The sequence below is a fragment of the Bacillus cereus group sp. MG16 genome, from assembly GCF_040459875.1.
Lineage (GTDB): Bacteria > Bacillota > Bacilli > Bacillales > Bacillaceae_G > Bacillus_A > Bacillus_A paranthracis.
The window spans coordinates 4,760,054-4,780,000 of the sequence record NZ_JARVHE010000001.1 but is presented as its reverse complement, the minus strand read 5'-3'; the positions used below and the strand labels follow the sequence as shown (position 1 = coordinate 4,780,000).

Genomic DNA, 19,947 nt, shown 5'->3' with positions numbered 1-19,947 from the left:
CGACCCGCACGAAAGGTGTAACGATTTGGGCACTGTCTCAACCAGAGACTCGGTGAAATTATAGTACCTGTGAAGATGCAGGTTACCCGCGACAGGACGGAAAGACCCCGTGGAGCTTTACTGTAGCCTGATATTGAATTTTGGTACAGTTTGTACAGGATAGGCGGGAGCCTTTGAAACCGGAGCGCTAGCTTCGGTGGAGGCGCTGGTGGGATACCGCCCTGACTGTATTGAAATTCTAACCTACGGGTCTTATCGACCCGGGAGACAGTGTCAGGTGGGCAGTTTGACTGGGGCGGTCGCCTCCTAAAGTGTAACGGAGGCGCCCAAAGGTTCCCTCAGAATGGTTGGAAATCATTCGTAGAGTGCAAAGGCATAAGGGAGCTTGACTGCGAGACCTACAAGTCGAGCAGGGACGAAAGTCGGGCTTAGTGATCCGGTGGTTCCGCATGGAAGGGCCATCGCTCAACGGATAAAAGCTACCCCGGGGATAACAGGCTTATCTCCCCCAAGAGTCCACATCGACGGGGAGGTTTGGCACCTCGATGTCGGCTCATCGCATCCTGGGGCTGTAGTCGGTCCCAAGGGTTGGGCTGTTCGCCCATTAAAGCGGTACGCGAGCTGGGTTCAGAACGTCGTGAGACAGTTCGGTCCCTATCCGTCGTGGGCGTAGGAAATTTGAGAGGAGCTGTCCTTAGTACGAGAGGACCGGGATGGACGCACCGCTGGTGTACCAGTTGTTCTGCCAAGGGCATAGCTGGGTAGCTATGTGCGGAAGGGATAAGTGCTGAAAGCATCTAAGCATGAAGCCCCCCTCAAGATGAGATTTCCCATAGCGTAAGCTAGTAAGATCCCTGAAAGATGATCAGGTTGATAGGTTCGAGGTGGAAGCATGGTGACATGTGGAGCTGACGAATACTAATAGATCGAGGACTTAACCATATAATATGTAGCAATGTTATCTAGTTTTGAGAGAACATAAAAAACTTGTTGACTTTTAAAGAAAATAAGTTATAATAATGATTGTCTCAAAAGAATAATGTCTGGTAATGATGGCAGAGAGGTCACACCCGTTCCCATACCGAACACGGAAGTTAAGCTCTCTAGCGCCGATGGTAGTTGGGACCTTGTCCCTGTGAGAGTAGGACGTTGCCAGGCAATATTATTCCGCAGTAGCTCAGCGGTAGAGCTATCGGCTGTTAACCGATCGGTCGTAGGTTCGATTCCTACCTGCGGAGCCATTGGAGAGCTGTCCGAGTTGGCCGAAGGAGCACGATTGGAAATCGTGTATACGTCACAAGCGTATCAAGGGTTCGAATCCCTTGCTCTCCGCCATAGGATTTATAATATTTGGCCCGTTGGTCAAGTGGTTAAGACACCGCCCTTTCACGGCGGTAACACGGGTTCGAATCCCGTACGGGTCACCACTTTTGGAGGATTAGCTCAGCTGGGAGAGCACCTGCCTTACAAGCAGGGGGTCGGCGGTTCGATCCCGTCATCCTCCACCATATAAACTATATGAATAATATTATCGCGGGGTGGAGCAGCACGGTAGCTCGTCGGGCTCATAACCCGAAGGTCGCAGGTTCAAATCCTGTCCCCGCAACCAAATGGTCCCGTGGTGTAGTGGTTAACATGCCTGCCTGTCACGCAGGAGATCGCCGGTTCGACCCCGGTCGGGACCGCCATTTTAATAAGGCTCGGTAGCTCAGTCGGTAGAGCAGAGGACTGAAAATCCTCGTGTCGGCGGTTCGATTCCGTCCCGAGCCACCATTTACTTTAATAAAATACGCCGGCTTAGCTCAATTGGTAGAGCAACTGACTTGTAATCAGTAGGTTGGGGGTTCAAGTCCTCTAGCCGGCACCATGTAAGTTTCGGAGGGGTAGCGAAGTGGCTAAACGCGGCGGACTGTAAATCCGCTCCTTCGGGTTCGGCAGTTCGAATCTGCCCCCCTCCACCATTTACATAGGGGCATAGTTTAAAGGTAGAACTGAGGTCTCCAAAACCTCCAGTGTGGGTTCGATTCCTACTGCCCCTGCCAAATATATTTACACAACATGGCGGTTGTGGCGAAGTGGTTAACGCACCGGATTGTGGCTCCGGCATTCGTGGGTTCGATTCCCATCAGTCGCCCCATTTTTATTTTAAAAATTATAAATAATCTAATGGATACTTACATATAATTAAGTAAGAATTCGATGGGCTATAGCCAAGCGGTAAGGCAACGGACTTTGACTCCGTCATGCGCTGGTTCGAATCCAGCTAGCCCAGCCATTTTGCGGAAGTAGTTCAGTGGTAGAATACAACCTTGCCAAGGTTGGGGTCGCGGGTTCGAATCCCGTCTTCCGCTCCAGTAAAATTTTATATGGCGGCATAGCCAAGTGGTAAGGCAGAGGTCTGCAAAACCTTTATCACCGGTTCAAATCCGGTTGCCGCCTTTTCTTTTGTGCCGATGTGGCGGAATTGGCAGACGCGCACGACTCAAAATCGTGTTCCTTCGGGAGTGTCGGTTCGACCCCGACCATCGGTATCACGAACGGCGTTATAAAAAGACTCTACACCAAATGTGTAGAGTCTTTTTATATTTTCATCACACTACAAAATAAGCATAAATAGTGTGTTGGTGAAATGGTAGAATTTTTTTGCTAAATTATGTTATGTGCTTCTAAAATTCGTAATAAACGTAGGAATTCATGTATAATATAACTTGTCGAAAGAACAAAATGATAGTGATTTATATTATGTCTGTAATATGAATCAAAAATGAACTTTTTATATTTCTTTTAAAAATGTGTTGAACACACATGATATTTCATATTAATATTTTTATGTAGATTTAAAACGGGAAAGAGAGTGGAAAGTATGGGTCGTAAATGGAATAATATTAAAGATAAAAAAGCATCAAAAGATGCAAATACTAGCCGTATATACGCGAAATTTGGACGTGAAATTTATGTAGCGGCAAAACAAGGCGAGCCAGATCCGGAATCAAACCAAGCGCTTAGAGTTGTATTAGAACGTGCGAAAACATACAATGTTCCAAGAACAATTATCGATCGTGCAGTTGAAAAAGCAAAAGGTGGTTCAGAAGAAAATTATGACGAGCTTCGTTATGAAGGATTCGGACCAAATGGAGCTATGGTAATTGTAGATACACTTACAAACAACGTAAACCGTACTGCAGCAGATGTACGAGCTGCATTTAGCAAAAACGGTGGTAACATGGGTGTGAACGGTTCTGTAGCTTACATGTTTGATGCAACAGCTGTTATCGGCCTTGAAGGGAAAACATCAGATGAAGTTCTTGAGATTTTAATGGAAGCAGATGTAGATGCACGTGACATTCTTGAAGAAGAAGATGCTGTTATCGTGTATGCTGAACCAGATCAATTCCATGCAGTACAATCTGCTCTTAAAGATGCGGGTGTTGAAGAATTTACAGTTGCCGAATTAACAATGCTTGCACAAAACGATGTAACACTTCCTGAAGATGCACAAGCACAATTTGAAAAAATGGTTGATGCATTAGAAGATTTAGAAGATGTACAACAAGTTTATCACAACGTAGACTTAGGAGAATAATACGATAAAAGCCCCTGTTCGTTTAACGAATAGGGGCTTTTTTAATAAAGGTATTTTATTGTAAACAGGGAATATGCTTATAGGGATATATGAAATATTCATTATTGCTAGGAGGCTTAACATGGAACAAAAAACACCAAAACATATCGTTGCTGTAGCAGGCTATTTAACAAATGAAAAAGATGAAGTGTTATTAGCAAAGGTACACTGGCGAGCTGATACGTGGGAGTTACCAGGAGGACAGGTAGAAGAAGGGGAAGCACTCGATCAAGCTGTTTGTAGGGAAATGCTTGAGGAGACGGGTTTAACTGTGAAGCCGCTTGGAGTTACAGGAGTTTATTATAATGCTTCCATGAACATTTTAGCTGTCGTTTTTAAAGTAGCATATGTAAGCGGTGAAATAAAAATTCAACATGAAGAAATACAAGAGGCTAAATTTATTGCTTTAAATGAAGAGAACATAGATGAGTATATAACGCGTCCTCATATGAAATCCAGAACGATTGATGCGATGAGCGCAACCCATTTCATTCCGTATGAAACGTGGGAAGTGCAGCCGTATAACTTAATAGGAAGATTGTAAAGAAAAGAGTAGCCGATTTGAGATACAGTCAAATCACTACTCTTTTTTGTATACTGTTTAAGAAAAAGGTCAAAATAATAATAGCGTTAGTATTGAATTAAAGAACGTTTGTTCTGTATAATATATGATATATTATGTACATTTAGATTACTAGATACCCAAAAGTATATATATTGGTAGATGATATAATGAAAATAGGGTGCTTTAATAGAGAAAGTATAATAGCCTTAAGATCTAATCTGCTATTGATTTAGCATAATCTATATTCAATATTTCAGATGAATAGTAGATAAAAAAGGACTGTGATACAATACTTTTTTATCCCGCTATTTGCCGGGCAGCCAGATTGGTGGGGGTCTGATGAAAGTTTCAATTTATACCTTACAATGATGTAAGGTACGTGTAAGAGAAATCGATGGGATGTTTTTTTACAACAAGGTATTCTTAAAGTAAGAGTTATACGCTATGTGGAAAAGAGGTGTTCAAGATGAAAGAACGAGTATTATCTAGGGGGAACTATCATCAAAAAGTTGCATTAAATCCAATGACTAAATTCTTTTATAAAGCCATTATTTTATTATTATTGTTAAGTTGTACGTTATTATTCATTGGAAATGTAATGATTGAGAAAAGTGATATTAGTAAATTACATGTACCGGCTAAGTTAGAGGTACCAGAATCATTGACACATGCATTTATTGCGACAGAAGATAAAAGGTTTTATCATCATAACGGTTTAGATTATATAGCGATTGTTAGAGCGTCTGTTGAAAATATAAAAGCTGGTGGTGTTGTGCAAGGTGGAAGTACAATTACACAACAGTTATCTAAAAATGCTTTTTTAACGAATGAACGTACATTTTCTCGTAAGTGGAAAGAGATTTTCTATACGAAAAAAATTGAACGTACATTTACGAAGGATGAAATTTTAAAATTGTATGTAAGCAATATTTATTACGGAGAAGGAGCATGGGGAATTGAAAAAGCAGCAAACCTATACTTCGGTAAAAAGGTAAGCCAATTAACGTTGGCTGAAAGTGCAATGATGGCTGCTGTAGTAAAGGCACCTGCTTATTACTCACCTGCACAAAATTATGATAAGGCCGTAGAGAGACGAAATGTCGTTTTGAGATTGATGGAGAAAGAAGGCTATATCAATCATGATGAGTATGTGCAAGCAGTTAGTGAGAAGTTAGTAATTCGGCATGATATAAAAACAGAGCAGTCAATGTTAAATAGTGCTCGTGAAAAAGCAGTAAGCTAAAGGAAGTTCCTACATAGGAGCTTCTTTTTTTGAATAAATTGTGACAAATTGTGACACAATATCGTCACAATTATTGTGTTTTTGTAATTTATGTGAGCGTGTTCATTGCGTGATGTATATAAGTGTTGATATTATGTGTATTGTGTACAATGCTGTATACAGAATATGAATTTAAAGAGGAATGTATATGAAATCAAATAAACTCATGGCCCTTGGTATAGTTTTTTCTATTGCAGTATTGATTGTAATCGGAACAATTGCGTATAGCATTATAAATGACAAAAAGGATAAAGGGAATGAGATGTTTGCTTATTCCACACAACAATCTTTAGGGAAAGATGATGCCCCAGTTAAGGTAGTTGAATTTGGAGACTTCAAATGTCCTGCTTGTCGTACTTGGGATGTAACAGTATTACCACGATTAAAAGAAGAGTATATCGATAAAGGAAAAGTGCAGTTATACTTTATTAATTTCCCATTTATCGGAAAAGACTCTGATTTAGGTGCAGCAGCTGGTGAAGCAATTTATAAACAAGATAAAGATTCATTCTGGACTTTCTATGATGAGATTTATCAAAGTCAAAAGAAAGATACGGAAGAATGGATTACAGAAGAATTGCTTCTTAATATTGTGAAAGAGAAGCTTCCGAAAGTTGATGTAGCGCAATTTAAGAAAGATTTACACAGTAAAGAAATAAAAGAAAAAGTACGTAAAGATTCAGATCGTGCTCAAAAATTAAAAGTTCAAGGTGCTCCTTCAGTATATGTAAACGGGAATCTTGCAAATCCTGATTTCGATAGTATGAAGAAGGCGATTGATAAAGAATTGAAAAAGTGATGAGTATCTCATCACTTTTTCGACTTTTTTCGATAAAATTCTTGCTTCCGCTTTTTGTACATGCTATACTACTTTACATAAGTTATTCTAATATCTTATATGTATTTCATATTTGCGGGTGTAGTTTAGTGGTAAAACAAGAGCCTTCCAAGCTCTGGTCGAGAGTTCGATTCTCTTCACCCGCTCCAAATTTTATTAAATGTTTTTCTATAAATTGTGATCAACGCAGTGTTTCGTTTCCGAGATAAACGAGGCATTGCGTTTTTTAATGTTTGGAAAACGTAATTGTATGCGAAAATAGAAGTAAAGAATAGTATTCCGAAAGTGAATTGCTAACTAATAGATCGTTACATAAAGGATGGATTCATCTGAGGAGGCGATTAGGAATGGATTTTGAACAATTAAAGCAAGATGTCATTGCGTATAGTAAAACGATTGGTATAGATAAAATAGGCTTTGCTAGTGCTTCACCATTTGAAGAATTAAAGCAGCGGTTAATCCAGCAGCAACAATTAAATTATCAATCTGGATTTGAAGAGCCTGATATAGAAAAGAGAACGAACCCACAGCTTCTATTACCTGGTGCAAAATCAATTATTGCGATTGCATTAGCGTATCCTTCAAAATTAAAAAATGCACCATTAAGTAAGCGTGGAGAACGCCGTGGGATTTTTTGTCGTGCTTCTTGGGGACAAGATTATCATCTAGTTTTACGAGATCGTTTGCAGAAATTAGAAGCATATTTAATCGAAAAACTTCCCGATATAGAAGTTAAGTCAATGGTTGATACGGGTGAATTAAGTGATCGAGCTGTTTCAGAGCGTGCTGGTATTGGATGGAGCGGTAAGAACTGCTCTATTATTACACCTGAATTTGGTTCGTATGTATATTTAGGAGAAATGATTACAAACGTTCCATTCCCACCAGATCAGCCGATAGAAGATCAATGCGGGAGCTGTACAAAGTGTATTGATATTTGTCCTACAGGTGCTTTAATACAAGGAGGACAGTTAGATTCGAAGAAGTGTATAGCATTTTTAACACAGACGAAAGGATTCTTACCAGAAGAGTATCGCGACAAAATAGGTAATCGTATTTATGGATGTGATACGTGTCAGACAGTTTGTCCGAAAAATAAAGGAATGGATTTTCATAATCACCCTGAGATGGAACCAGATCCTGAGTTAGTTAAACCGTTATTAACACCGCTTTTAACAATTAGCAATCGTGATTTTAAAGAGAAATATGGAATTATGTCTGGTTCATGGAGAGGTAAAAAACCGTTGCAACGAAATGCGATTTTGGCACTTGCACATTTTAAAGAAGCATCAGCAATTCCAGATTTAATAGGTGTTATGAAAGATGATCCAAGACCAGTGCTTCGCGGGACGGCAGCGTGGGCGCTTGGGAAAATTGGTGGAGACGGCGTGGGCGAAGCTATTGAAAAAGCGATGCAACGTGAGAAAGACGAAGAGGTTCTTCATGAAATGAATCGCGGACTTGAACTGTTAGCGCAGAAAAAAGAGTAGATAATATCTCCCTTTTTCATATTGTAATATGGGAGGGAGACGAAATGGTTGTAAAAATAAATATTGAAAAGCAAGTCCAACACTTTTTAGCATATATAACAGAGAAACGAACAAATGTAGATGGTATTGCTGAAGATTTATTACAAATAGCAAAGAGAAAGAAACAATTATTTCAAAAGCGTAATGCAGAGATAGTAAAAGCAACTGCGGATGTTTCTTTTATGAGGCAATTAAATAATAGCAATCATCAAGAAGTTGATTATCAAATACATTTTAAATATTTAATTAAGCATAAAGAATTATTTTATATTGAAGAGGAACAATTAAAACGAAGAGTTTGTTTAAATAATAGCCGGATAATAGGTGATTATGCTATTGAAGTGCCAGAAGCAGTTGGAATGAGTGAGACATTAGAAAGGGAAGTTACAAAAGAGAAGTACGGTTCCTATCAGTACAACCGTTTAGAGGCAGTTAAATATGCAGAGCGTTGGTGGGATGATCGAAACCCTGCATATCGTAATTTCCCTGATAATTGTACGAATTTTATTTCTCAATGTCTTCATACTGGAGAAGTACCAATGAATGGATATCCTAATATTCGTAAAGGATGGTGGCAAAGGGAGAATCAGTGGAGTTGGAGCTGGGCTGTTGCACACTCTTTTTATTGGTATTTGTCAGGTGCTACATCAGGACTTCGAGCTGAAGCTGTAGAAAGGCCAGAGGACCTTATTCTTGGTGATGTCATCGCTTATGATTTCGAGGATGATGGTAGGTGGAATCATACGACGATTGTAGTAGCAAAAGACGCAGATGGTATGCCACTTGTAAATGCACATTCAGCGAATAGCCGTCGGCGTTATTGGAACTATGAAGATTCTAGTAAATATACACCACAAATGAAATATAAATTCTTTCATATTATTAATGGGTAGAGATTTTTCGCTCAAGTGGTATAATACGTAGTAGACAAAAAACAGAGGTGAATATCGCGTGGGAGTACATGTTGTTTTATATCAACCAGAAATTCCAGCAAATACAGGAAATATTGCTCGTACTTGTGCAGCAACTGGAACAGAATTACATTTGATTAGACCGCTTGGATTTTCAACGGATGATAAAATGTTAAAGCGTGCAGGATTAGATTATTGGCAGCACGTGAAAATTACGTATTATGATTCAATTGAAGAGTTTTATGAGAAAAATAAAGACGGTGAGTTCTTCTATTTAACAAAGTATGGCGAGAAAGCTCATACAGCGTTTGATTATAGTAAACGTGAGAAGGATTACTACTTTGTATTTGGAAGAGAAACGAACGGTTTACCAGCTAATGTAATCGAAGAAAATTTCGATCATTGTTTACGTATTCCAATGACTGATAAAGTGCGTTCATTAAATTTATCAAATACAGCAGCTATTTTAATTTATGAAGCGTTCCGTCAACAAAATTATCCAGGATTAGATTTAGAAATTGTTTATTAAAAGTCGCCATATGGCGGCTTTTTTTCTAAAAATAAAAGTAAATATGGAATCATACATTTAAAAAAGGGTACATAGTCATATAGAATGGTGATATATGAATAAAAATAGATTAGACGGGTTGAGATAAATATGAAGGAACAATATCGTAATCAAAATACCTTTTTAAGTATGATAGATATGGATTTAATAAGAAGAGGATTATTACATGCTATTCAAGATTTAGTATTTATTGTGAAAGTTATGGATGATGAAACCTTTACATATATTTATGTAAATAAGATAGGTATGGATTATGCAAAGCTAAGCGAAGAATGTTATGGAAAAACGTTTTCTGAAGTATTGCCGAAAGATACAGCGGAAATATTGCAAGTGCAATATGCAAAAGTAGCGAGCGAAGCAAAAGCACATACCTTTTGTGATGTAGTTAGTTTACCAACTGGTAATTTACATTATGAATCTTCACTTAATCCTGTATTTGATGAAGAAGGGGTATGTCAGTTTATTATTTGTATTACGAGGGATATTACAGCTCAAATTGAGGAGAAGATTGAAATAGAGGAAAAACAAATGTTATTTAAGTCATTACTAGAATATAATAATGACTCCATTATATCTATAGATTCTATAGGTAGAATTACATACGCGAATCCAGCAACGTATGAAATATTTGGATATCGATATGAAGAATTAAATAATAAATTTATCTTTGAATTTATTAATAAAGAATATGAAAAAGATTTTCAAATTATATTTAAAGGATCCATGCAAGGAAAAGCGAAGCAAATTGTTTCAAAGAAGTATGTTCATAAAGAAGGGTACGAGCTATATATTTCTCTGAGGACGATTCCGATTATTGTAAATGGTGAAATTGTTGGAGTATATATTGTTACGAGAGATGTTACAAGGCAAGTATTAAATGAGATGAGAACGGAATATTTAGCTTACTATGACCAGTTAACAGGATTAATGAATAGAATTTCATGTGCAAATAAGTTAAATACTTTGTTGAATGATAATACAGAATTTGCGCTTGTTTTTATAGATTTAGATGAATTTCATCTTATTAATGATACTTTTGGCCATAAAGAAGGAGATAAAGTATTACAAAAAGTTACAGAATGTTTAAGCAGTTTTGAAATAGCTGGTGTGCACTTATTTAGAGAACACGATGATCAATTTGTTATGTTAATAGAAAATATAACGAAAGAACGTGTAGAGGGAGTTTCCAAAAACATACTGAAAAGGATTAGTGAACATTTTGTAATCGAAGAAGAGGACGTGTATTTAAGTGCTTCAATCGGAATTGTAATGGCTCCAACAGATGGAGAAGATGAAAAGATATTATTCCAAAGAGTTGATGCTGCTTTGGAAAAAGCAAAAGAAAAAGGAAAAGGGCATTATCATTTTTATTGCAGTGGATTAGATTGTGAGCGTGAACAAAGATTTATAATAGAAAACCAATTACATCGTGCTATAGAAAAAAATGAATTCTTCTTATATTATCAGCCGCAAATGAATATTGAAACGAAAAAAATAGCTAGTATGGAGGCTTTAATAAGGTGGGAGAATAAAGAATTAGGATTTGTCTCTCCCAATCAATTTATTCCGCTAGCAGAAAGAACAGGATTTATTATTAAGCTTGATGAATGGGTAGTAAATGAAGTGTGTCGACAAATACGCGAATGGTTAAATAAAGGATATGAAGTTGTCCCAATTGCAGTTAATATTTCAGCCAGGCATTTTCGCTCTATTACATTAATAGAGATGATTACACGAGCTTTACATAAGTACAATGTACCAGCTCATTTATTAGCGATAGAGGTTACAGAAGGAGCCCTTATACATAAAGATATATCGAAAAGAGTATTGCTACAATTAAAAGAACAAAATTTAAAGATTCATTTAGATGATTTTGGTACAGGGTATTCATCTTTAAGTTATTTAAAAACGTATCCAATTGATACTTTGAAAATTGATCGTTCTTTTATGGAAGGTATACATGTAGATGAACGCGATACGAATATTACGGCTGCAATTATTCATCTAGCTCATACGTTGGAATTGAATGTAATTGCAGAAGGGGTAGAAAAAGCGGAACAAATACAATTTTTGAAGGAAAAGAATGTGAAGTTTGTACAAGGTTATTATTATAGCCGACCTTTATCAAAATATGATGTGGAAAATGTGTATTATAAATAATTGATAAAAAAAGTGATGTGCTAAGAAGCACATCACTTTTTATGTGTACCGGGTTTATCATTGTAACCAGATGTAAAAATAGCTGTAAGAAATGTGAGTGATACACCTAAAATTAATAATAATTTCATACTAATATCCCTCCTATTTTTTCAGTTTACGAATCTGAAATATGAATCGAAATGTATGTAATGTTCTTGGAAGAAAAGAATTTATTTAAAGTGAATAGAGGTGTAAAAACTTTAATACCTATATTATACAGAATTTTCTTTGAATTTTGGAGAGAATTTTATAACACTACTGTATATTTCATTTTGATTTAAAGAATGTTTAAGGACATCCTAGCATACCTTTTATAATAATCCGATTGAACAAGGAGATGGGGGAGGAGCTATAATGGATATTCTAAAAAAAATTGAACAGCATCGAGAAGCAGAAGAACGCTTACAATGGGAAGGTACGTTTGCGGAGTATTTGGAGCTTGTGAAGGAAAGACCATGGGTGGCTCAAACAGCACACTCTCGCATTTACAATATGATAAAAGATGCTGGAATTGAAGAAGTTGATGGTAGAAGAAAGTATAACTTCTTTAGTAATCAGCTATTTGGGTTAGAGGATGCTTTAGAACGCCTTGTAGAGGAATATTTTCATCCGTCTGCAAAACGATTAGATGTTAGAAAACGTATTTTATTATTAATGGGTCCTGTTAGTGGAGGGAAATCAACATTAGTTACGATGTTGAAACGAGGATTAGAAACATATTCACGAACAGATCGAGGAGCAATTTTTGCAATTAAAGGGTGCCCAATGCATGAAGATCCACTTCATTTAATTCCGCATCATTTACGAGATGATTTCTTTGATGAGTATGGAGTAAGAATTGAAGGGAATTTATCACCACTCAACGTTATGCGCCTAGAGCAAGAATATGGTGGGAGAATTGAAGATGTAGTTGTGGAGCGTATTTTCTTCTCTGAAGATCGCCGAACTGGTATTGGTACATTTAGCCCTTCTGATCCTAAATCACAAGATATTGCAGATTTAACAGGTAGCTTGGACTTTTCTACAATTGCAGAATATGGTTCAGAATCAGATCCACGAGCGTATCGCTTCGATGGAGAATTGAATAAGGCAAACCGTGGGATGATGGAATTCCAAGAGATGTTAAAATGCGACGAGAAGTTCTTATGGCATTTATTATCGCTTACACAAGAAGGGAATTTTAAAGCGGGAAGATTTGCACTTATTTCAGCAGATGAATTAATTGTAGCGCATACGAATGAAACGGAGTATCGCTCTTTCATAGCAAATAAGAAAAATGAAGCATTACACTCAAGAATTATTGTAATGCCAGTTCCATATAATTTACGAGTGAGTGAAGAAGAACATATTTATGAAAAAATGATTCGTGAAAGTGACGTGTCCGATGTGCACATTGCACCGCATACACTTCGGGTTGCAGCAATGTTTACGATTTTAACTCGTTTAAAAGATCCGAAGCGTCCAGATATTGATTTAATTAAAAAGATGCGTTTGTATGATGGAGAAACGGTAGAAGGTTATAATGCGATTGATGTAGAGGAGTTGCAACGCGAATATCAAGATGAAGGTATGAAAGGTATTGATCCTCGTTACGTTATTAACCGCATTTCTTCTACAATTATTCGAAAAGAGGTACCATCTATTAATGCTCTAGATGTGCTTAGATCTTTAAAAGATGGATTGGATCAGCATCCATCGATTAGTAATGAAGACCGAGAGCGCTATATGAACTTCATTTCATTAGCAAGAAAAGAATATGATGAAATTGCTAAAAAAGAAGTACAAAAAGCGTTTGTTTATTCGTATGAAGAATCCGCTAAGACACTTATGGATAATTACTTAGACAACGTTGAGGCGTACTGCAATAAGTCGAAATTACGTGATCCGTTAACAGGTGAAGAAATGAGCCCAGATGAAAAGTTAATGCGCTCGATTGAGGAGCAAATTGGAATTTCAGAAAATGCTAAAAAAGCATTCCGGGAAGAAATATTAATTCGCATCTCTGCTTATGCACGTAAAGGAAAACGCTTCGACTATAATTCGCACGAACGTCTTCGTGAAGCGATTCAGAAGAAGCTATTTGCTGATTTAAAAGATATAGTGAAAATTACAACATCAACGAAAACACCAGACGAAAATCAGCTGAAGAAAATTAATGATGTTGTTGCACGTTTAATTGATGAGCACGGCTATAATTCTTCTTCAGCAAATGAATTATTACGCTATGTAGGTAGCCTGCTAAATCGATAGTTTGATAACAAAACGCTGTCTCTTGTATTTTGCGGGACAGCGTTTTATTATCCAGTCATATGTGTAAAGTGTCATACCTTGTCCAAATGTAATAAATTAAGATGCAATTTTATGAATTTATTGTCAATTATTTTTACAATATGCATATGATAGAGTAACCAACCATTCATACGAAAAAAGCCAACACAATACAATATGTTGCAAAGTGTAAATGTGTGCAACTATGCATTGTGTTTCTTTCTTATCAAAGGCTGAATGATTCTTTTCTAGTATGTGAGTGGCAAAATTTTGTTTAGGATGCTCGGAGTATTATATGAAAAACGTTATATATGTTTATGGGATGATTTTCGATGGGCAGTTACCTTTCATTCTAGCTGGTACAGTATAAAACAAAATTTCTAGCTTGCTGTTCATATAGGAAGACAATTACAGTAAGGAGGGAAAGAAATGGGTGAAGAAAACCAACCAAATTATACGATTTCACAGGAAAACTGGTCCCTCCATCGCAAAGGATATGACGACCAACAACGCCATCAAGAGAAAGTACAAGAGGCAATTAAGAATAATTTACCCGATCTTGTAACAGAAGAAAGCATTGTTATGTCTAATGGTAAGGATGTTGTAAAAATACCGATTCGTTCTTTAGATGAATATAAGATTAGGTACAATTATGATAAAAACAAACACGTTGGGCAAGGAAATGGTGACAGCAAAGTTGGTGATGTCGTTGCGAGAGATGGATCAGGTGGTCAAAAGCAAAAAGGACCAGGAAAAGGGCAAGGAGCAGGGGATGCGGCTGGAGAAGATTATTATGAAGCTGAAGTCTCTATTTTGGAATTAGAGCAAGCATTTTTCAAAGAATTAGAATTACCTAATTTAAAGAGAAAAGAAATGGATGAAAACAGGATTGAACATGTTGAATTTAATGATATTAGAAAAACGGGATTATGGGGCAACATCGATAAGAAAAGAACGATGATATCCGCATATAAACGAAATGCGATGCGTGGTAAAGCATCTTTCCATCCAATTCATCAAGAAGATTTAAAGTTCCGTACTTGGAATGAAGTATTAAAGCCAGATTCAAAAGCTGTTGTATTAGCGATGATGGATACGAGTGGATCGATGGGAATATGGGAGAAATATATGGCACGGAGCTTCTTTTTCTGGATGACGAGATTTCTACGCACAAAGTATGAAACAGTAGATATTGAATTTATTGCCCATCATACGGAGGCAAAAGTAGTTCCAGAGGAAGAGTTTTTCTCAAAAGGAGAAAGTGGTGGAACAATTTGTTCTTCTGTATACAAAAAAGCACTCGAGCTAATTGATAATAAATACTCACCAGACCGCTATAATATTTATCCATTCCATTTTTCAGACGGTGATAATTTAACATCAGATAATGCTAGATGTGTAAAACTTGTTGAAGAATTAATGAAGAAGTGTAATATGTTTGGATATGGGGAAGTGAATCAGTACAATCGCCACAGTACACTTATGTCTGCCTATAAAAATATTAAAGATGAAAACTTCAGATATTATATTTTAAAGCAAAAAGCAGATGTATTCCATGCGATGAAGAGCTTTTTTAGAGAAGAATCAGGAGAGAAAATGGCATAACCCCTTTTTGAGGGGTTATTTTTTTGTAAACTTTTTATTTTTTTAGTTGACAATGATAATGAAAATCATTATCATTTATTCGAGAAATGATTACATTTTGAATTATATATTTTGGAGGGGATGTAAAGTTGAAAAGAAAATAAATTAGACGTTAATAAGTGTTCATCTTTATGGGAGTAATATCTGTTTTGGAGATAATAACCGAAAATTTGTATGTTAAGAAATTACATTTTATATAACTTGGAGGAAAGTTTAAAGTGAAAAATAATAAAAGAAAATATATAAATGCAATGTTAATAGCGGCGACCTTGTCGTTGCCATTTGCTACCTATTCTACGCCGGCATTGGCAGCTGTAGTAAGTGAAGCAAATAAAGCAGGACATACTTTAAAGGATGGAACGTATGATGTTGTTTTAAAGGCATATAATGAAAAAACAAATGAAGAATCGCGAGCTACAACGTATATAAAAGAACCGAAAGTAACAATTGAGAACGGTAAAAAAATTGTAACAGCTACGCTAAATGATAGTGACTTCTTCCAATATCTTAAGGTAGAAAATAGTCGAAATCCTGGTACTGTACATGATGTGAAAGTACTTTCAGAAGATAAGAGGAAAAATGGAACAAAAGTGATTCAGTTCGAAATTGGAGAACTAGGAAAAAGATATAAAATGCAAATGCATATTTTTATTCCATCTATGGGATATGATGAAAAATATCAAGTGCAGTTTGAAGTAAATACAGTTCACTCAGAAAATAACAATATAGAAGAATCGAAAGAGAAAAAAGAAGAGCAACAACAAGTAAAAAATATAATATCTGATAATAAATTACAACAATATATTAATAAAAATGTTTTACAACGAACAGATATAAATGCGCCTATTACTGAGGAAGACGCCGCACAAATTAAAGAGTTAAAGGTGTACTTAGAAATGGGGATTGAAAGTTTAGAAGGTTTACAGCATATGGTAAACCTCGAAACGTTTGGACTACACGAGTCTAATGTAAAAGATATATCACCACTATCGAGTTTAAAAAAATTAAAAACATTAGGTTTATATATAAATCCAATCGAAAATATTGAACCTATTTCTCAACTAGAGAAACTGCAATTCTTATATTTACGAGATAACAAAATCAGTGATTTAACACCATTAAGCAAGTTGAAAAAAGTAAAAGTACTGGATTTGATTGGAAATGAAATTAAGGATATTAAGCCATTATTTTCAATGAATTCTGTAACTAAATTATATTTAAGTAATAATAAAATTAGTGATCTGACAGATATTGAGAAATTAGATGATTTACGCTTGTTATGGATAGGAAATAATTATATTGATAATTTGACAGAAATTAGTAAATTGAAGAATCTTGTTGAACTAGAAGTTGCAAATGCTGAAATCAGAGATTTAACACCATTAGCAAAAATGCAACAGTTACAATCACTTGATTTAGAGCAAAATTATATTTCTGATATTTCACCAATTAGTAAATTAAATAATTTATATGCTTTGAATTTAATAGCAAATGAAATTCGTGACATTAGACCAGTGAAAGAATTAGAGAAAAGGATTCCTATTAAACTTCAGCGACAAAAAATCTTTTTAAGTGATGGAGTAGTCAATGAAGATATAAAAATTCCTATATACGATTTAAATGGTGAAACACTTCAAAATATTAGATGGCAGGGCGAGGAAGGAACGCTTAATAACGGATCTGTTAAATGGAATAGTACAGGAGAAAAAGCATATGAATTTAATTTAGAAACAGATTCTGCTGAAAGCCAAATACGATTTAATGGAACAGTATACCAAAACATTGTTGAAAAACATGAAGATATAAATATTATTCAAGATAAAAATTTACAAAAATTTATTAATAAAAATGGTTTAGGAAGAACAAACTTAGAATCATCTATAACGAAAAAAGATCTAGAACAAATTAAATCGTTAAAAATAGTTGATGGGAAAAATCAAGGCATTACCGATATTTCTGGTCTAGAATATATGACGAACATAGAAGAGTTGGTTTTAGATAATGTTGAGCTGAAAAATGTAGACTTTATCTCGAATTTGAGAAACTTGAAGGCTGTGAAATTAACTTCAAATCAAATTGAAAATATTGAACCACTTTCAAAATTAGATAAGCTTGAAAAAATAGATATAAGTGGAAATGATGTGACGGATATTAAACCGTTGTTTGCATTAAGTGCGTTGAAAAATTTAAATGTATCTAATAATAAACTTACTGATACGTCACTACAAGAAATACATCAGTTGAAGAAATTAGATGTATTAAAATTAAATCATAATGAGATTAGCAATGTAGAAGCGATCAGTGAAATAAGTATGTTGAACGAAATTGAATTGGTAGGGAATAAAGTAGTGGATATAACTCCATTAAGTAAATTGAAAAATTTACAGTGGTTAGATTTATCCGATAATAAAATTCAAGATATTTCTATTTTTGCTTCTATGCTAGATTTACTTAGCTTAAAGTTACCTGGTAATGAAATTCGTGATATTAGGCCGATTATACAATTATCTCAGTGGAGTACAATGGATATTAGAAGACAGAAAATTACTTTAGAGGATGTGCAAGTGAACGAAGCTGTGAAGATCCCAGTTCATGATGTAGAAGGAGTACCGCTTGAAGATATTACACTGAAAAGTGAAGGTGGAACTATTAATGAAGAGGAAGGTACGATCACTTGGAGTACACCAGGAGAGAAAAAATATGAGTTTACGTTTGATGGACATGATTATTTTGAATTAGGTATTTGGTTTAGTGGAGAAGTAAGACAAAACGTCGTGGAGAAACTTGAGTCAAAAGTAGATGAAGAAACAACTAAGCCAGTAGTAGAAGAAAAACCAAAAGAAGAACCAGCTAAACCAGTGGTAGAAGAAAAACCAAAAGAAGAACCAGCTAAACCAGTGGTAGAAGAAAAACCAAAAGAAGAACCAGCTAAACCAGTGGTAGAAGAAAAACCAAAAGAAGAAACAACTAAGCCAGTAGTAGAAGAAAAACCAAAAGAAGAACCGGCTAAACCAGTAGTAGAAGAAAAACCAAAAGAAGAACCAACTAAACCAGTGGTAGAAGAAAAACCAAAAGAAGAACCAGCTAAACCAGTAGTAGAAGAAAAACCAAAAGAAGAACCAGCTAAACCAGTAGTAGAAGAAAAACCAAAAGAAGAACCGACTAAGCCAGCAGTAGAAGAAAAACCAAAAGAAGAACCGACTAAGCCAGCAGTAGAAGAAAAACCAAAAGAAGAACCAGCTAAACCAGTAGCAAAAGAACAACAAAAAGAAAGCAACAAGCCAGCGAAAGAAAATGAATCCAATAAACAAATGAATAATAAAAAAGAAGAGAGTAAAAACACTTTAGCTGCAACAGGTGGGCAAGAGAGCAATGTATCTTTACTTTCTGGACTAGCATTCGTTTTATCTGCACTTAGTATGTTTGTATTTAGAAAAAAATTATTTAAGAAGTAAATAATATATTGTATTGTGTATTAAACAATAAGATTTTATGAATTTTTAAGAAGACATTATCATGGCGATTTTGATTTGAAACTTGCTTATGATAGTGTCTTTTTTTATAAAGGAGGAAATTAGTAGGAAATAAAGAATGTATGGGGGGGGGAGGGATGGTTATGTATGTTAGTTCTATTTTAAAGATTGAAGAGATAGCATCATTTATTGCAAATATGAACAAGGATGCTACTCATCATGTTGGCTATTGTGGAGATCAGAAAGAGGAGTTGTTACATACAATTCTTCATGATTTTTCTCATATAGGTTGGGAAAAATCTTTTGTTGTTACTTATGAAAATAATAAAATAATTGGTGTATTAGGGTTTGATGTAGATGAAGTAAAGAAATGTGTAGAGATATGGGGACCGTTTATTAAAGCAGAGAATTGGGAAGAAGTTGCTTTACATATGTGGAAGGAACTTATAGAAAAGGTGCCTTTTCATATTGAAAAATTTTATGGTTTTTATCATGTGGAAAATAATAATTGTGCCCGTTTAATGAAGAATTTACATGCAAAAGAACAAGGTCGACATAGTATTCTCATTTTAAATAATATTATGGAGCAACGTATTATATGTAATGTAGGAGAGGCCTTACCACAAGTGTTTGAGCAGTTTATCGCTTTACACAATCATGTTTTTCCTAATACATATTATGAAGGAAATGAAATTATTGAACGTTTAAGTGATACGAATAAATTATTTGTAAGTATGAAGAATGAGAAGTTAGAAGGTTACGTATATGTAGAAATAAACCCGGAGTTTCAAGAAGCGAATATCGAATTTATTGCAACTGCTGAAAATAGTAGAAGAAAAGGTGTTGGAGAGCGTTTATTACAAGCTGCAATTCAGTATATTTTCTCGTTCCAAGGGATGAGAGGGATAGAAATATGTTTGAATACGAATAATGATCGTGCGATGAAGTTGTACAAGAAAGTAGGTTTTGAAGAGAAGGCATGTTTACAACACTATATAATAGAGTAAAAAACCGATTCGTATGAAATATAATTTTCATACGAATCGGT

The 19,947-nt window shown here is 35.5% G+C and carries 12 protein-coding genes, 16 tRNA genes and 2 rRNA genes (1 of these 30 running past the window's edge); all 30 read left to right on the top strand.

What is annotated here, in order from left to right; all coding sequences use genetic code 11:
- Positions 1-942, top strand: a 23S ribosomal RNA gene (locus QCI73_RS24905); it begins 1,981 nt to the left of the window's first position.
- Between the two features lie 100 nt (positions 943-1,042).
- Positions 1,043-1,158 (top strand): 5S ribosomal RNA (gene rrf / locus QCI73_RS24900).
- Positions 1,159-1,166: 8 nt separating this feature from the next.
- Positions 1,167-1,241, top strand: a tRNA-Asn gene (locus tag QCI73_RS24895).
- Between the two features lie 2 nt (positions 1,242-1,243).
- Positions 1,244-1,335: transfer RNA gene (locus QCI73_RS24890), tRNA-Ser, on the top strand.
- Positions 1,336-1,352: 17 nt separating this feature from the next.
- Positions 1,353-1,427: transfer RNA gene (locus QCI73_RS24885), tRNA-Glu, on the top strand.
- Between the two features lie 5 nt (positions 1,428-1,432).
- Positions 1,433-1,508: transfer RNA gene (locus QCI73_RS24880), tRNA-Val, on the top strand.
- A 24-nt stretch (positions 1,509-1,532) separates the two neighbouring features.
- Positions 1,533-1,609: transfer RNA gene (locus QCI73_RS24875), tRNA-Met, on the top strand.
- A 3-nt stretch (positions 1,610-1,612) separates the two neighbouring features.
- Positions 1,613-1,688, top strand: a tRNA-Asp gene (locus QCI73_RS24870).
- Between the two features lie 9 nt (positions 1,689-1,697).
- Positions 1,698-1,773, top strand: a tRNA-Phe gene (locus tag QCI73_RS24865).
- An 18-nt stretch (positions 1,774-1,791) separates the two neighbouring features.
- Positions 1,792-1,867: transfer RNA gene (locus QCI73_RS24860), tRNA-Thr, on the top strand.
- A 10-nt stretch (positions 1,868-1,877) separates the two neighbouring features.
- Positions 1,878-1,961, top strand: a tRNA-Tyr gene (locus QCI73_RS24855).
- Positions 1,962-1,968: 7 nt separating this feature from the next.
- Positions 1,969-2,042, top strand: a tRNA-Trp gene (locus QCI73_RS24850).
- Between the two features lie 19 nt (positions 2,043-2,061).
- Positions 2,062-2,137: transfer RNA gene (locus tag QCI73_RS24845), tRNA-His, on the top strand.
- Between the two features lie 63 nt (positions 2,138-2,200).
- Positions 2,201-2,275 (top strand) — tRNA-Gln (locus QCI73_RS24840).
- 4 nt (positions 2,276-2,279) lie between these two features.
- Positions 2,280-2,354: transfer RNA gene (locus tag QCI73_RS24835), tRNA-Gly, on the top strand.
- 14 nt (positions 2,355-2,368) lie between these two features.
- Positions 2,369-2,439 (top strand) — tRNA-Cys (locus QCI73_RS24830).
- 10 nt (positions 2,440-2,449) lie between these two features.
- A tRNA-Leu gene (locus tag QCI73_RS24825) sits at positions 2,450-2,531 on the top strand.
- A 332-nt stretch (positions 2,532-2,863) separates the two neighbouring features.
- The gene (locus tag QCI73_RS24820; protein ID WP_000532946.1) at positions 2,864-3,583 is read left to right on the top strand and encodes a YebC/PmpR family DNA-binding transcriptional regulator; all 720 of its coding nucleotides are present in this window, start codon (positions 2,864-2,866) and stop codon (positions 3,581-3,583) included.
- 121 nt (positions 3,584-3,704) lie between these two features.
- Positions 3,705-4,166, top strand: a complete 462-nt coding sequence (locus QCI73_RS24815) for an NUDIX hydrolase (RefSeq protein WP_327923690.1) — start codon at positions 3,705-3,707, stop codon at positions 4,164-4,166.
- Between the two features lie 487 nt (positions 4,167-4,653).
- Positions 4,654-5,430 carry a transglycosylase domain-containing protein gene (locus QCI73_RS24810; protein WP_353823954.1) on the top strand — a complete coding sequence of 259 codons (777 nt, stop codon included), beginning with the start codon at positions 4,654-4,656 and terminating at the stop codon, positions 5,428-5,430.
- A gap of 187 nt (positions 5,431-5,617) precedes the next feature.
- Positions 5,618-6,268 carry a DsbA family protein gene (locus QCI73_RS24805; protein ID WP_000841312.1) on the top strand — a complete coding sequence of 217 codons (651 nt, stop codon included), beginning with the start codon at positions 5,618-5,620 and terminating at the stop codon, positions 6,266-6,268.
- Positions 6,269-6,382: 114 nt separating this feature from the next.
- A tRNA-Gly gene (locus QCI73_RS24800) sits at positions 6,383-6,456 on the top strand.
- Positions 6,457-6,654: 198 nt separating this feature from the next.
- Positions 6,655-7,797, top strand: coding sequence for a tRNA epoxyqueuosine(34) reductase QueG (queG, locus tag QCI73_RS24795; RefSeq protein ID WP_000345218.1), 1,143 nt, complete (start codon positions 6,655-6,657; stop codon positions 7,795-7,797).
- 44 nt (positions 7,798-7,841) lie between these two features.
- Positions 7,842-8,729, top strand: a complete 888-nt coding sequence (locus tag QCI73_RS24790) for an amidase domain-containing protein (protein WP_353823953.1) — start codon at positions 7,842-7,844, stop codon at positions 8,727-8,729.
- A 58-nt stretch (positions 8,730-8,787) separates the two neighbouring features.
- Positions 8,788-9,276 (top strand): tRNA (uridine(34)/cytosine(34)/5-carboxymethylaminomethyluridine(34)-2'-O)-methyltransferase TrmL, encoded by a 489-nt coding sequence (gene trmL, locus QCI73_RS24785; RefSeq protein ID WP_000538147.1) that lies wholly within the window; start codon positions 8,788-8,790, stop codon positions 9,274-9,276.
- A gap of 129 nt (positions 9,277-9,405) precedes the next feature.
- Positions 9,406-11,475, top strand: a complete 2,070-nt coding sequence (locus QCI73_RS24780) for a sensor domain-containing protein (RefSeq protein WP_353823952.1) — start codon at positions 9,406-9,408, stop codon at positions 11,473-11,475.
- A 393-nt stretch (positions 11,476-11,868) separates the two neighbouring features.
- Positions 11,869-13,764 (top strand): PrkA family serine protein kinase, encoded by a 1,896-nt coding sequence (locus QCI73_RS24775; RefSeq protein WP_000353279.1) that lies wholly within the window; start codon positions 11,869-11,871, stop codon positions 13,762-13,764.
- Positions 13,765-14,211: 447 nt separating this feature from the next.
- Positions 14,212-15,387: a sporulation protein YhbH gene (gene yhbH, locus QCI73_RS24770; RefSeq protein WP_000503513.1), complete on the top strand. Its 1,176-nt coding sequence runs from the start codon at positions 14,212-14,214 to the stop codon at positions 15,385-15,387.
- A gap of 257 nt (positions 15,388-15,644) precedes the next feature.
- A complete protein-coding gene (locus tag QCI73_RS24765; RefSeq protein WP_353823951.1) occupies positions 15,645-18,881 on the top strand; it encodes a leucine-rich repeat domain-containing protein in 3,237 nt (1,078 codons plus the stop codon).
- A 161-nt stretch (positions 18,882-19,042) separates the two neighbouring features.
- Positions 19,043-19,906, top strand: coding sequence for a GNAT family N-acetyltransferase (locus QCI73_RS24760; RefSeq protein WP_353824132.1), 864 nt, complete (start codon positions 19,043-19,045; stop codon positions 19,904-19,906).
- The last annotated feature ends 41 nt before the right edge of the window (positions 19,907-19,947 follow it).

Bases quoted from the DNA above. Each gene is read 5' to 3' on its own strand.
- QCI73_RS24820 (WP_000532946.1), top strand. From the start codon at position 2,864: ATGGGTCGTAAATGGAATAATATTAAAGATAAAAAAGCATCAAAAGAT.
- QCI73_RS24815 (WP_327923690.1), top strand. From the start codon at position 3,705: ATGGAACAAAAAACACCAAAACATATCGTTGCTGTAGCAGGCTATTTA.
- QCI73_RS24810 (WP_353823954.1), top strand. From the start codon at position 4,654: ATGAAAGAACGAGTATTATCTAGGGGGAACTATCATCAAAAAGTTGCA.
- QCI73_RS24805 (WP_000841312.1), top strand. From the start codon at position 5,618: ATGAAATCAAATAAACTCATGGCCCTTGGTATAGTTTTTTCTATTGCA.
- queG (WP_000345218.1), top strand. From the start codon at position 6,655: ATGGATTTTGAACAATTAAAGCAAGATGTCATTGCGTATAGTAAAACG.
- QCI73_RS24790 (WP_353823953.1), top strand. From the start codon at position 7,842: ATGGTTGTAAAAATAAATATTGAAAAGCAAGTCCAACACTTTTTAGCA.
- QCI73_RS24780 (WP_353823952.1), top strand. From the start codon at position 9,406: ATGAAGGAACAATATCGTAATCAAAATACCTTTTTAAGTATGATAGAT.
- QCI73_RS24775 (WP_000353279.1), top strand. From the start codon at position 11,869: ATGGATATTCTAAAAAAAATTGAACAGCATCGAGAAGCAGAAGAACGC.
- yhbH (WP_000503513.1), top strand. From the start codon at position 14,212: ATGGGTGAAGAAAACCAACCAAATTATACGATTTCACAGGAAAACTGG.
- QCI73_RS24760 (WP_353824132.1), top strand. From the start codon at position 19,043: ATGTATGTTAGTTCTATTTTAAAGATTGAAGAGATAGCATCATTTATT.